The organism is Neobacillus driksii, from assembly GCF_013409995.1.
Classification (GTDB): Bacteria; Bacillota; Bacilli; order Bacillales; family Cytobacillaceae; genus Neobacillus; species Neobacillus driksii.
Genome location: NZ_JACCBX010000014.1, coordinates 47,778 through 61,691 on the forward strand (window position 1 = coordinate 47,778; position 13,914 = coordinate 61,691).

Sequence of the window (13,914 nt, forward strand, 5' to 3'; positions counted from 1 at the left end):
TCTATTATGAATAAAAAGATGATTCTTGCATTATTGACATCAGCCACTTTAATTTTGGGTGCGTGCAGTGCTAACAGCAGCAGTAATGGAGCAAATGGGGATGGGGCAAAAGAAAACACAGGTTTTAACCCTGATAAAGAAGATGGGACACTCTATTCGGAAATAAACGGTGAGCTAGGTGCAGTACCAAAAATTACGGATGAAGTGAACCTTGGAGCTGTAGCTAAAGCTTTTGAAAATGAATACTGGAGAACACTAAAGGAAGGCATGGAAATCGGTGCTGATAAATTCAATAGCAACGGTTACAATATCGTGGCTGATGTTAAATCTCCACAAGGGGAAGCAGACGAAGAAGGGCAATTGTCTATCGTTAGGGATATGATTAATAAAAAATATTCAGGATTATTGTTATCACCAATATCTGATAGTAATCTCGTTCCTGGGGTAGAAGAGGCAGTAGAAGATGATATTCCGGTTATTAATGTAAATGATGGAATTATTGCTGAAGCACCTCATTTTGTTGGGCCGAAAGCTGTAGAAAATGGTGAAAAAGTGGCAGAATGGGTTTCCGAAAAATTGAATGGAAAAGGAAAGGTTGCCATTGTTGTAGGTATGCCTAAAGCCTTTGCTGCACGACAACGTACGCTAGGTTTTGAATCTTGGATTAAAGACAACGCACCAGGAATTGAAATTGTTGAAAAACAAAATGCCGACTGGGATCGCGAAAAGGCAAAAAATACAGCAGAAACTTGGATCAAAAAACATCCTGATTTAAAAGCTATTTTTGCTAACAATGACACCATGGCATTAGGGGTACAAGAAGCTGTTAATGCCTCTGGAAAAGATATTCTTGTTATGGGTGTAGATGGAATTGGTGAAGCCTATGATTCTATTCGTAAGGGTGAGCTTGACGCGACAATCGATTCTTTCCCTAAATTTAAAGGACAAATTGCAGTAGAAATGATGATTAGAAAGATCGGTGGTCAAGAATTACCTAGAGTTATTTGGACACCACAAGCGTTAATAGATTCGACGAATGTCGATACACCAGCCGAAGAAATTATTGGCTGGACTGAACCGGAACTAGCTCAATAAATTTGATTAAAAAGCTATAGTCGAATCTACTAAAGATTCGACTATAGTAATAAAAAGGGGAATTTTATAGTGAAAGACCAAGTGGAAAAAATCATAAAATTTCATAATGTTTCTAAGGTTTTCCCAGGTGTAAAGGCATTAAACAGTGTGAGGTTTGATATAGAAAAAGGAGAAATTCATGCGCTTTTAGGAGAAAATGGGGCTGGTAAATCAACCTTGTTAAATATCCTTCATGGTGTATATACAGAATATGATGGGGAAGTACATTTAAATAATCAGGCTGTGAAATTTAAAAATGCAAATGACGCAATACATCACGGAATTTCTAAAGTACATCAAGAAGTAAGTTTAATACCAGAACTTACGGTTGGTCAAAATATCGTATTGGGGTACGAACCCAAAAAAGGTATGTTAATAGACAATAAACTGATTCATGAACAGGCAAATGAAATTCTATCTAAACTAAGATGTAATTTTAAAAGCGAAGATAAGGCAGGTTCATTAAGTACAGGGGAAATGCAAATGGTTGCGATTGCAAAGGCGCTCTACCACAAGGCTGAGGTAATCTCTTTTGATGAACCTACTGCTTCTTTGTCAAAATCTGAAACGGACTCCTTGTTTGAAATCATAAATGAATTAAAACAAAATGGGATTACGATTTTATATGTCAGTCATCGATTAGAAGAGATTTTTGAAATTTGTGATCGAGCAACTGTACTTCGTGATGGGACATTTATTGAATCCTTTTATGTAAAAGATGTAAGTAAAGAGCAATTAATCAGGAAAATGGTCGGCCGGGACGTTTCCTCCTTTGCTGTAAGAAATAAAAAAGGAATGATCGGCGAAGAGACGGTGTTAGAGGTTAAAGGTTTAACGATTAATAACGTGTATGAAGACATTTCTTTTCATTTGAAAAAAGGAGAGATACTAGGCTTTTTTGGACTAGTAGGCTCGAAAAGAACCGATGTTATTCGCACTATTTTTGGTGCAGAAAAGAAAACAAATGGTGCCATCCTGCTGAATGGCAAAGAGGTTGATATCAAGTCTTCAGAGCAGGCTGTAAAGTTAGGTCTCGGCCTTGTTCCAGAAAATCGAAAAACACAAGGATTTCTTAAATTCTTCAACAATGCTGATAATATTGCTTTAACGAAACTTGAGAAATTCACCAAATTTGGTTTGGTTAGCCATAAGAAAAAAACAGAAAATTGCGAGACCTATATAAATGAAATCAATTTACGGCCTGCAAATCCTCACTATTTAACACATGAACTAAGTGGAGGTAATCAGCAAAAAGTAGTTATTTCTAAATGGTTATCTTCTGATGCAAGCATTTTATTTTTAGATGAGCCAACTAAGGGTGTCGATGTAGGAGCGAAAGCGGAAATCTATCGTGTAATGGAAGGGCTATTGGAAAAAGGTAAATCGATTATCATCGTTTCTTCTGAATTACCTGAAGTACTTGGCATGTCGGACCGAATTATTGTTATGAGGGAAGGACATAAAGTAATAGAGTTAAAGAATAATGGACTAAAAGAAGAAGATGTACTTCAATATGCAATGGGGGTAACTAAAAATGAAAGCCAAGTTATTTAGTCGTGAAGCTAGTCTAATTTTTGCCATTATCATGATGGTCATTATTTTCTCAGCCATAGAACCTATTTATTTAAGTGGTGGTAATTTACTTGATATATTTGATCAAACCGTCATTAATGGTTTATTAGCTATAGGTATTACGTATGCGATTATTACTGGAGGAATTGATTTATCGATTGGTTCGATTTTTGCAGTGGTCATTGTTATTACTGGGGACTTATTGGTAAGAGGAATGAATCCTGTGTTGGCGATTACAATAGGTATGGCTCTAGGGTTTGTACTAGGTGTAGTAAATGGACTTTTAATCACTAAGTTGAAATTACAGCCATTCATTGCCACATTAGGTACCATGAGTGCCTATAGAGGTATTGCTTATATCTATACTGGTGGTTGGCCAGTATTGGACATTCCTGATAATTTTAGATCCATGCTAGCAGGAGATGTTGTGAAAGATGTCCCAGTTTCTGTAATTATTTTGATTGCGTTTACAATAGTAAGTCACATTGTTTTAAAGTATACTAAATTAGGTACGTATATCTTTGCTATTGGTGGAAATGAAGAGGCAACAAAACTTTCAGGTGTTAATGTTGACCGAACAAAGATTTTAACTTATGCATTATGTGGTGTTGGAGCTGCTTTAGCTGGGATGATCTTGTTAGCACGTCTAGGTTCTGGTGAACCTGCTACTGGACAAGGTTATGAATTAAATGCGATTGCCGCTGCAGCAATTGGCGGGGCTAGTTTGGCAGGTGGTAAAGGAAACATGATTGCCACCTTACTTGGTGCTATTCTATTGTCAGCATTAAAAGTTGGTTTAGTCGTAGTAGGAGTTGACTCATTCTGGCAGTATATTGCAACCGGTGCCATTATAGTCGTTGCAGCTTATTCTGAAGTCATCCAAGATAAATTCAAAAAACTTCGTTTAGTTAAAAATAAAAATAATAATAAAAATACAAACTATCCAAAAAGTGTAGGGATGTAGGCTCTATGGAAAATAACAAAGTAGCTGTAATTGGCAGCCTTAATTATGACATCGTATTAAAACAGGAAAGATTAGCGGAAATTGGTGAAACGATTACGGTGGATGGGGTTTCATTTTGTGGCGGCGGAAAAGGGGCAAACCAAGCAGTTCAATGTGCAAAATTGGGCCTTGAGACATACATGGTAGGTAGAGTAGGTAATGATCATTTTGGGACTATATTAATTGATTCATTGAAGAAATATAATGTGAAAACGGATTATATCGGTTTAGCTGATACGCATACTGGGCTTGGAATTGTAAACTCTTTTCCTGATGGGAGACTCCTTTCTACGATCTCAACCGGTGCCAATTATTCTCTAACCGTTGAGGATATTGACCGGGCAGAGTCGATTATAAAGAAAAGTCAAATTGTTATTTTACAATTGGAAATTCCAAGGGATGTAGTCGAGTATTCAATAAAATTAGCAAAGAAGCATAATTGCTATGTGATCGTAAATGCAGCACCAAGTTATAATCTCTCAGAAGATGTCATGGAGTTAATTGATTGTTTGGTTGTAAATGAGTCCGAAGCAAGTTTCTATGCGGGGCGAGAGATTTGTACCGTTGAGGACGCATTACAATGCTGTGATTCATTATTTAAACAGATTGGAGAACTCCTAATTATCACATTAGGTGAAAAAGGCAGTCTCTTATATGAAGGAACCAATACTTTTTGCATTTCACCAGAAAAGGTAAATGTAGTTGAAACCACTGGGGCTGGAGATTCGTATATAGGTGCAATCACATATGGTTTAATTAATGGTTTAAGTAAAGAGGAAATGGGAAAATTTGCATCGAAAGTTAGCTCAAAAACCGTTACGAAAATTGGCGGCCAGGACGCTATGCCTCATTTAGAGGAAGTTTTAGCTAGTTTTGATGTATAGATTGATGTTAGTTAGGTAGGTATTGAATATGATTCCTTATGTAAGACGAGAAAAAATAATGGAAGAACTAGAAAAAAAGGATTTAATGTATATTGAAGATTTTGTAAGTATCTTTGAAGATGTATCAGAATCAACGATTCGAAGAGATTTAAAAAATCTTGAAGAAGAAAATCAGATTACAGTCCTTAGAGGAGGAGCTGTTAAACGCAAGGTTAATACATTTGAATTGCCAGTTGGCACAAAAAAATTCCTGAATATGGATGAAAAAGAACGAATTGCCAAATTTGCGGCTTCTTTAGTTAAGGATGAAGAGGTCATTTATATTGACTCAGGGACAACCTGTGCGGCAATTGTAAAATATATAAAAGCTAGAGATGTTCGTATTGTTACTTCAAACATTTTAGTTTTAAATGAGTTAGATAACCCTAATATTTCAAGCTGCATCATAATTGGTGGAGACGTTAATAAGGATTTAGATTCTATAAGTGGTCCTTTATCCGACAATACTTTAAAAAATCTTTATTTCGATCGTTCTTTTCTAGGCGCAAATGGATTTGGTAATGAAATGGGGGTTAATACACCTGACATCAGAGAAGCGAGTAAAAAAACAATCGTCAATACCAATTCCAAGAAGTGCTATGTATTGGCAGATAGCTCTAAGTATAATAAAAGTACCTTATGTAAGGCATTTGAATTAAATCAATGCATTTTAGTAACGGATAAAAAAATTAATGGGCTGGAAGGAAAAATACAGTATTACATTGCGGATTAGAAGTCGTTAATCGATCGGACTACTAAGAATACCCCCTTATCTCGAGTAGATAAGGGGGTATTTGTGATTCTAAGATAAACTTATGAAACTTGAAAAATGCTCAAAATATGGTTTTTTTCCATAATCGAGTTAAAAATTCAGTCAAATAGGACTAACCAGAACTTGGTACAAGTCCCGGTTGGCAAGGTGAGTGAAAAACTTGGAATATTGTAGTTTCATTTTATGTAAATGTGGGTAATTAAGAATTAATAAGGAACTTCTTTATCACTTGCATCTTAAATTCTAGTATTTAAAAAGTAGTCGTTTTGGAGTGGGTTGATTTCCTAAGATTGTAACCAATGAACTATTTGTTAGAAAATATGGAACATTTCCAATTCTAAAACGTTTTAATAAGTATAATAAGAATAGGAAAACTTTGGGAGGTAATGAAAAAATGAAGCAGGGTTTAATTTTGATACCTTTTTTGATGTTAATGACTGCATGTTCTTCTGAGGATGTTACCCAGAGGAAGGTATATACTACCAGTGAATTATCTCCGCAAACGATCACCTTGGAACAAACCGAAACGATAACGGAAGACGAAATGGTTGCGAGCAATCAAGCTAATCAACTGGTAAATATCGAAAATAATGATAGCGTTGACACACAGAGTTCCCTTATCATTCCTTCTCAGACAGGAGAGGAAAATAAAAATGAAATTACTACCCTAGCACAGGAAACGACAGACCTCTTAGTAGATAAAGTGGAAGAAATACCTGCCGAGGATTCTATTATAATCGGAGATTCGGAATATATTAATTTGATGCATGAAGCAAAATTTCAGGATTGGATAAATGTTGCTGTGAAATACGGTGCTGCTCTTTATGCCATCCCGTATTCTGATGTTTTTGCGATTGTGAAAGATGGAGAGGTGCTCGTCGGTATGAGTACGGGGGTTGCGAGTGCTGCGCCCAACCATACAGATATCCTATGTGATTTGATGGCAGATAAAGGAGAGTCATCAGAAGAAATTATCGAAGGAGTCAACCAAGTGGCAGAAACGGGAGAGAGCGTTCAATTGGTAGGTCCACAGGAATTTGATGATGATTTTTCCATTGAAAAGCAGGATGAGTGGATTGTTGTTTCGTGGTAATCATGGGAACGGTTCTTGTGGCCTATACTATCATATTAAAACCACAAGAACCGTCCCTATTCAGTTTTATGGATTCGTTGACCATAACCCGGCTGTTTTTAGGACAACTCTTGGATGAAGCTTTAAACCTGATACGATCAGGTCTGCTAGATCTTCCGGCTGCATTACATTTTCGGGATTTCCAGTAATTAGATTGGTATCAAAGGCTAAGTCCGTTGCGACTGTGCTTGGTGTTAATGCTGTTACACGGATATTATGCTTTCTTACTTCTAGCATAAGCGATTCTGTCAGCCCGAGGACAGCGAATTTAGAGGCACTATAGGCACTTGTAGCGGGGGCTCCTTTTTGTCCTGCAGAAGAAGATATGTTGACGATATCTCCGGATTTCCGTTCGATCATTCCAGGCAAGACCGCTCTTGTAACATTGTAGACACCCATCACGTTTACGCGGATAATGTTCTCCCACTCTTCAGGGGTTAAATCTAAAAAGCCGCCAAATTTAGCAGTACCTGCGTTGTTGATTAAAATATCAATAGACGTTAGATCTGATTGTATATGCTCTACCGCTTGTTGAACGGAGGTTATATCTGCAACATCCGCTGCAGCAGCAGAAACGTTGACATCATAAGAAGCTAACTCAGCTGCTACTTTTTCCAGATTAGACATGTTTAAGCCGATTAATCCAAGATTCACACCTTCTTTGGCTAAGGCAATGGCTGTTGCTCGGCCAATTCCTCTTCCTGCTCCTGTTATAATTGCATTTTTTCCTTTTAAAGAGATCATATGTACACTCCTATTTTTATATTGATAAAGTCATTCAATCTAACACATGTATTCTCTCCAAATTAGTTAAAAATCATTTAACGATTAAGAGATGATGAATAGAAATCCTAGAAATAGCACATAAATTAACAGGTATGATAATCTATGAGGGTAAATACATATCGATAGTAAAAGGAGAATGTAGCATGAATTTTGTAACGTTAAATAACGGTTTAAAAATGCCGCAGCTGGGCTTTGGTGTTTGGCAAGTTCCAGACGACCAAGCGACTGAGGCAGTTGAAATTGCACTAAAAGTTGGATATACATCGATAGATACGGCAATGATCTATAAAAACGAAAAGGGCGTGGGAAGGGCGATTGCTGAATCTTCCGTTCCTCGTGAAGAGTTATTTATTACAACCAAGGTTTGGAATTCTGACCAAGGCTATGAAAAAACCTTACGTGCATTTGATGAAAGCCTGGATAGATTAGGACTTGATTATATTGATTTATATTTGATTCATTGGCCAACACCTAACTTTGACCAGTATGTTGATACTTATAAGGCTTTAGAAAAGCTTTATCATGATGGCCGAGTGAAGGCAATCGGGGTTTGTAACTTTGAAATTGAGCACTTAGAGCGCATTTTAAAAGAATGTGAAGTCGTGCCGGTATTGAATCAAGTTGAGTGTCACCCATACCTTGCTCAAAATGAGTTAAAAGAGTTTTGCGCAAAACACAATATCTTTGTAGAAGCTTGGAGCCCTCTTGAACAGGGCGGTGAGGTGCTGCAGGACGAAGTGGTTCAAAAGATTGCTGCTTCACACAGTAAATCTCCAGCTCAAGTGGTGCTGCGCTGGCATTTACAAAACAACACCATCGTCATTCCAAAATCAGTGACACCATCAAGAATCGAAGAAAACTTTAATGTATTTGATTTCGAACTTAGCACAGATGAAATGAACGAAATTAATAAACTTAACCGAAATCGACGCAAAGGTCCTAATCCAAACGATATGCATGTACGGTAACGGACAATGCAACAATGGGGACGGTTCTCTTGGCTTAATTTTGAATTTTTATAAGTCATTTGCTTTTTACTAGGGGCATTGCCGGAATACGCAATGCCTTTTTGTGCTGTGGTGAAGGTTCATCTGGTGCACGCTTTATTCTGATTTTTATAAACATGTATTTACTATAGGAGTATTCCGGAAGCAATTGTAATGCCTAATAGGTATAAGCACACCATATTTAGCTGTTTGCATAAATTAATTTGTAGCTAAATATATAGATGAAGGTAGGAAATTATTATGGTTACGAACTTGGATTATTCCTCATCCTCAGCACAATTCACCTTTGATGTAAACACGAGTCCAGTAATGAAAAAGGATAATCAAAACTACATTAATGTTCTTGGGATAAACCAACTAAATACACTCGAAAATGTGTCATTACTTGATATTTTTCTAAGTACCAATAACGTGATAGAACCACATTATCACCAGAATGCTGCAGAACTCGTTTACTGCATTTCTGGCGCTGCTGTTGTGTCTATCTTGAATCCATATACCAAGCAAATTCAAAACTATCCGATTACACCTGGTCAAGTAGCAAACGTTCCACATGGTTGGTGGCATTATGAAGTGGCGACAGTTGATCACACACACCTTTTAGCTATCTTTAATGCACCAACTCCGGAAGTTATTCTTGGATCAGACATCTTAAAGCTGACACCTTCACATATCATGGCCCACACCTATTGCCTTGATGAAAATCAGTGGAAAGAAGTTATTAAACCCGTTCAACCTTCCACCTTTATTGGTCCACCTAAATCTTGCGAAAGAAGCAATGGAAGGGTAGAGGAATATTATTTAAACCACTACCATAACACAGGGTATTCTGCTCCAACGCATTATCAACCCTTTTATCAAAATTCCTCTTGGGGAACATATTATTATTAAGGGAAAATAAAGGCTGTTCTGGTCTTAAAAACTAGTAAATTTGAGTTTGCGGGAGTCCGCGCAACTTAGTCAAAGAACATAGAAACGACTAATCCTTCTTAGATTAGTCGTTCATTGATTCACATTGCTTCATTGTAAAAGGCGTATTCTCTAAAAAAAACCGGTAAGTCAAGAAGTGATGTTAATTCAGCAAATGTACCCTTTTGCTCGATTTCTAAATCCACAATATTATAGCTCCATTCCATTTCTGATGGAATATGAATCGCATTTAGACCTAATTCTATTGCGGGCATTATATCTGTTTTGAGTGAATTGCCAATCATCCAAATCGAGTTCTTGTTAGCAGGGATCTTATTGATTACCTTTTGTAAGGCTTTACTATTTTTATGCTGAGAAATATACACTCTTTCTTGAAAATAGGGTTCTAGTGCTAATTGTCTAATTTTTCGAGTTTGATTTTTTACATCCCCGCCAGTGAATAAATAGAGTTGATGACCGTCCTGTTGTAATTGATTCAGAACATCATACATATAAGGAAGAGGCTCCACTTCTGTTTCAAAAACTCTCCGGCCAATCGTTCGAACTTGTTCTACTTCATTTGCCTTTATGCCCTTACGATATTTCTGACAAAAATAAAAATAGGTTGCAATAAGTGTTTCTGGAAATTTTTCTGAAAGTAAGCCGTGTATCTCAACGCTTTTTAAATCGATTTCTAATTGCTTTTGCTTGATCTCTTCATCGGATGGTGTTTTAATCCATTCTTTTATTTTCTTAACAAATTCGTTTTTAGCCTGCTCAAAGTATTTATTACAGTGGATTAAAGTATCATCCAGGTCCAATATTAAGGTTTGTTGATTCATAACCAATTCCCCCTTAAATAGTGGTGTAAACTAATTATATGGGTAAACATTATGGCAATGATAAAAACAGCATTTCCCACTTTAAAAATAGTTATTATGTATGAACGAAACGGTATTACAACGTTTTTTTGGATTAATTCATTTCGGGTATTATATCCTAGTAGCTACGACAATTATGCTTGAGGAACAATAACATTTACAGAGATGAAGCCCCTTCAAAGATTGAGAAGGGGCAGTTTATTTTAGTAATCCAATCCTAATTTCTTTTTTAGTCATACAGTAAATTCTAAGATTGTTGAACTAAACGGACAAGCATATGGGCCAGTTTATGCTGTTCTTCCTCAGTGCCCACGTTCCATAGTTCCTGCAGTAATCGCTCTTCAGAATTCTTAGGTGGCTCCTTATGAGCGAGGTAATCGGCTACTTTCTGAGCCGAGTTGGCTAACTGCTCTTCATCCATACCTAATTTTTTTCCTAAATTAACTTTTCCCCTAAGATATTCCCTAAAATCATCAAAACTTGTTAACGCGTCACCATTTTTGTAAACCTGGTTTTCTATTCGATTCTCATCTAACTGTTCCATACCTATCACTCCTTTAGTTGTCGATCATTGTTTCATGTGCTGGTTCTGTATATTCCCTGTGCCTATCTAAATCAAACCTTATTATGTTGAAAGTAAAGAGTCGCAATCGAAAAAGACCAACCCCGAAGAATTGGTATCTTATCTTTTCTTTTTTATTCAGTAATGACTTTTTCCTAAAAAATGTTATTAGTAAAGTCTAGTAAATTTGTATTTTCTCAAAGAAATAAATAGGAAAATCCCAAGAGAAACAGTGGTCCAGATCAGTGAGATTGCCGGATCCATATTTTTGACCACAAATAAGGATGGGATGTCACCAAAGGCAGATTCATCCATCGTGATGAACCACCCCAACAACATATTATTTGCTGCGTGGGCTCCAATTGACAATTCGGCACTGTTCGTTTTTACCGTGATATAAGACCAAATGAACCCAGTTAACAAATAATTTGCTCCCATCAAAATGGGAGAATACCCCATCTCAGGATTGGTGAAATGAAGTGCGCCAAAAATGGTGCCTGCTATAAGCGATAATAGAAAAGGAATACGAATCCATTTTCCGAAGAATTGTAGGAGATATCCTCTAAAAAATAATTCCTCACAGGTTGTTTGAATGGGAGTTAATACCAGTACGAGAACGAATAAAAACAAAAAATCAGCAACAGTGACATCGTTCAATACGTAATCCCCAGGGTTTAAAAGGGAATCAATGATCGAAGTCAGACCCAGAATGACAAAGAAGGTACTAAAACCAAAGCCTAATCGCTTCCAATCTATTTTTCTATTAGGCGTAATGAGCGATGTAAATTTGCGTTTATGAATGAAACGAATCGTGACCAAAAGGCCCAAAAGCCAAAATATAAATTGTGAATTTAACAAGACAAAATAAAGCAACGGGTTAATTCCCACATAATCCTCTTTTTCAAAATCAAAATAGGTATTGGGGTTATCGTCCGTATTAACAATCCATTCACTAATGATGAGATAAGGCAGCGACCCAACAAAGATAAACAGTAGAATAACAATAAAGGAAGATAAATACCGCTTCCAGCTATTCTTGCCTTCTTTAACTTTAATAAAATCCAATTTTAGGAACACCAACATTCTAATAGTTTTTTGAAAAATACACGTTGACTTTTATCGCTTAATGGAGAAGATTAATTCATCTTCAACAGCTTTTATTACTTTGCCGGTATCTTTAAAACCTACTGATAGGTATAGTTGTTTTGCAATTTCATTTTCGGGCACAAAGGTTATAAATATTTCTTCAGATTTAAATTGGTTTACCATTTCTTTTATGACTAGTAGTAATGCTTTTTTACCAAACCCATTTCCTTGAAACTTGTAATCAATCATTATTCTACAAATCTCATAGCCAGCGAGTTCGTCTGAATAGCCATACATAGTAAAGCCTATGGGCATATCATTTTGATAAATGGCTTTCACTGTCCAATTCTCTTCTATACTGGCTTGTGCTAAGGATAAACAGTTTGAGGCAATTGTTTTTTCAAATACTTTGTTTTTTTGGTCTTCTGCACTACAAAGTCTTATAATGTCGAACCAGTTTTGTTTCGTCACGTCTTTTAATGTAATCATGTCATTTCCCTCTAATCAAATTTTAATCTCGATTAATAAATTCTCTGTTTGGCGAATATAACCTTTTTTAGGGTGGTAAAAATTCAATTTTATGTGGTGACCATCCAAATGTTATCAGTGAAAAATCGTATATCCCTAAAAATACTATTGGCCCCTCTCAAAACGAATAATGAAGATAAAGCAGTAACGCTCTGATGAATGAGAGTATACATAAAATAACTTTATTTCATTGTTTTGGAGTGATATAGTCTTAAGTGAATTCGCCAAATATGGGGTCAAGGTACCAAAGTCTCTAACGAATATAAAGCGAAGAGTAATGGATGTTTTGCGGAAAAGTAAAGTAGAACTCTTAATGGAGACTTGTGAGTCTATTTTAATTTATGAGGAGGTTTAACATGAAAAGTTTTGAAGACAAATTGGAGCATTATGCTGAACTCGTGGTTAAGGTAGGTCTAAACGTTCAAAAAGGACAAAGATTACTAATCAATTCTCCTATTGAAGCGGCTGATTTCACACGGAGAATCACAAAATATGCTTATGAGCACGGATGTAGTCGTGTATTTGTAGACTGGGTTGATACAGGTTTGAATCGAATCCATTATTTAAACGCGTCGGATGACGTTTTAAAGAATTTCATCGAACAGTGGGAAGTTGATAAATTCAATAGCCTGGCAGAGCATAAGGACTGTATGCTATTTATTGCAGGAACGGATCCGAGTGCATACGCAAATATTCCACCTGAACGTATTATGTACGTTCAAAAAAACGGGGCTGAAAAACTGCAATCAATTGCTCAAAAAAGACTACGGGGTGACGTGCCTTGGGCCATCATCGGTGTACCAACTGAAGCTTGGGCAGAGAGCATTTATCCAGAGTTGAAAAAAGATGAAGCCGTAGCAGCTTTATGGGAAGCGATTTTTAAAACAGTTAGAGTTGATCAACCAGATCCAATCGCTGCGTGGCAGGAACATTCAGCAACCCTTACAAAAAAAGTGGATTATCTAAACGAACAAAAGTTTAAGACTCTCCATTATAAATCCGAAGGAACAAATCTATCCATCGATCTACATCCAGATCACAAATGGGTAGGTGGCGGTCATCCATCTACATTTGGAACGACTTATATTCCAAACCTTCCAACAGAAGAAGTGTTTACGACGCCTCATAAATATGGAGTAAACGGAACCGTCGCTAGTAAAAAACCTTTATCAGCCTTAGGAAACTTAATCGAGAACTTTACACTCACGTTCAAAGAAGGAAAAGTGGTCGATTTTACAGCAGAAAAAGGATACGAGACTCTAAAACAGCTTCTTAGTATGGATGAAGGGATGTTATACCTTGGTGAGGTAGCGTTAGTACCACATGATTCACCAATCTCGAACTCAGGAATTATCTTTAATAATACCCTGTTTGATGAGAATGCTTCTTGCCACCTGGCATTAGGAAACGCAATTTCCATGGCACTTCATGACGCAAAGAACATTAACATCGAGGATTATGAGAAAAAAGGCATTAATCATAGCACTGGACACACGGACTTTATGATTGGTTCAGCCGATCTTGAGATTGTAGCTGAATATTATGATGGGAGAAAAGTTCCGCTGTTTAAAAATGGAAATTGGGCTTAAATGACAGGGGGACGGTTCTGGCGGCTTTTT

The 13,914-nt window shown here is 36.7% G+C and carries 14 protein-coding genes; 9 read left to right on the forward strand and 5 right to left on the reverse strand.

Features of this window, described 5'->3' with window-relative positions; all coding sequences use genetic code 11:
• The first annotated feature begins 6 nt into the window (after window positions 1-6).
• From F4694_RS25500 to F4694_RS25525, 6 genes are all read left to right on the forward strand, one after another.
• Window positions 7-1,095, forward strand: a complete 1,089-nt coding sequence (locus tag F4694_RS25500) for a sugar ABC transporter substrate-binding protein (protein ID WP_179602724.1) — start codon at window positions 7-9, stop codon at window positions 1,093-1,095.
• A gap of 69 nt (window positions 1,096-1,164) precedes the next feature.
• Window positions 1,165-2,688: a sugar ABC transporter ATP-binding protein gene (locus tag F4694_RS32860; RefSeq protein ID WP_308806688.1), complete on the forward strand. Its 1,524-nt coding sequence runs from the start codon at window positions 1,165-1,167 to the stop codon at window positions 2,686-2,688.
• On the forward strand, window positions 2,669-3,670 hold the full coding sequence (locus F4694_RS25510) for an ABC transporter permease (protein ID WP_179602725.1): 1,002 nt from the start codon (window positions 2,669-2,671) through the stop codon (window positions 3,668-3,670). The genes F4694_RS32860 and F4694_RS25510 overlap by 20 nt, the downstream gene beginning before the upstream one ends.
• Window positions 3,671-3,675: 5 nt before the next feature.
• A complete protein-coding gene (locus F4694_RS25515) occupies window positions 3,676-4,593 on the forward strand; it encodes a ribokinase (protein WP_179602726.1) in 918 nt (305 codons plus the stop codon).
• 28 nt (window positions 4,594-4,621) lie between these two features.
• Window positions 4,622-5,365 (forward strand): DeoR/GlpR family DNA-binding transcription regulator, encoded by a 744-nt coding sequence (locus tag F4694_RS25520; RefSeq protein ID WP_179602727.1) that lies wholly within the window; start codon window positions 4,622-4,624, stop codon window positions 5,363-5,365.
• Between the two features lie 433 nt (window positions 5,366-5,798).
• Window positions 5,799-6,497, forward strand: coding sequence for a putative periplasmic lipoprotein (locus tag F4694_RS25525; RefSeq protein ID WP_179602728.1), 699 nt, complete (start codon window positions 5,799-5,801; stop codon window positions 6,495-6,497).
• A 66-nt stretch (window positions 6,498-6,563) separates the two neighbouring features.
• On the opposite strand, the gene F4694_RS25530 is transcribed toward F4694_RS25525, so the two are convergent.
• Window positions 6,564-7,280 carry a 3-ketoacyl-ACP reductase gene (locus F4694_RS25530; protein ID WP_179602729.1) on the reverse strand — a complete coding sequence of 239 codons (717 nt, stop codon included), beginning with the start codon at window positions 7,278-7,280 and terminating at the stop codon, window positions 6,564-6,566.
• Between the two features lie 185 nt (window positions 7,281-7,465).
• Between F4694_RS25530 and F4694_RS25535 the strand changes: the two genes are divergently transcribed.
• Window positions 7,466-8,290 (forward strand): aldo/keto reductase, encoded by an 825-nt coding sequence (locus F4694_RS25535; protein WP_179602730.1) that lies wholly within the window; start codon window positions 7,466-7,468, stop codon window positions 8,288-8,290.
• A 279-nt stretch (window positions 8,291-8,569) separates the two neighbouring features.
• On the forward strand, window positions 8,570-9,220 hold the full coding sequence (locus F4694_RS25540; protein WP_179602731.1) for a cupin domain-containing protein: 651 nt from the start codon (window positions 8,570-8,572) through the stop codon (window positions 9,218-9,220).
• Between the two features lie 119 nt (window positions 9,221-9,339).
• Here the strand turns inward: F4694_RS25540 and F4694_RS25545 are convergent, their stop codons facing one another.
• The 4 genes from F4694_RS25545 to F4694_RS25560 form a co-directional block, all read right to left on the reverse strand.
• Window positions 9,340-10,080: an HAD family hydrolase gene (locus tag F4694_RS25545; protein ID WP_179602732.1), complete on the reverse strand. Its 741-nt coding sequence runs from the start codon at window positions 10,078-10,080 to the stop codon at window positions 9,340-9,342.
• Window positions 10,081-10,366: 286 nt separating this feature from the next.
• Entirely contained in the window at window positions 10,367-10,663 is a 297-nt protein-coding gene (locus F4694_RS25550; RefSeq protein WP_179602733.1) for a DUF3243 domain-containing protein, read from the reverse strand.
• Window positions 10,664-10,849: 186 nt separating this feature from the next.
• On the reverse strand, window positions 10,850-11,746 hold the full coding sequence (locus F4694_RS25555; protein WP_179602734.1) for a CPBP family intramembrane glutamic endopeptidase: 897 nt from the start codon (window positions 11,744-11,746) through the stop codon (window positions 10,850-10,852).
• Window positions 11,747-11,797: 51 nt separating this feature from the next.
• Window positions 11,798-12,256 carry a GNAT family N-acetyltransferase gene (locus F4694_RS25560; RefSeq protein ID WP_179602735.1) on the reverse strand — a complete coding sequence of 153 codons (459 nt, stop codon included), beginning with the start codon at window positions 12,254-12,256 and terminating at the stop codon, window positions 11,798-11,800.
• Window positions 12,257-12,651: 395 nt separating this feature from the next.
• Between F4694_RS25560 and F4694_RS25565 the strand changes: the two genes are divergently transcribed.
• Window positions 12,652-13,884, forward strand: coding sequence for an aminopeptidase (locus F4694_RS25565; RefSeq protein WP_179602736.1), 1,233 nt, complete (start codon window positions 12,652-12,654; stop codon window positions 13,882-13,884).
• Window positions 13,885-13,914 lie beyond the last annotated feature (30 nt).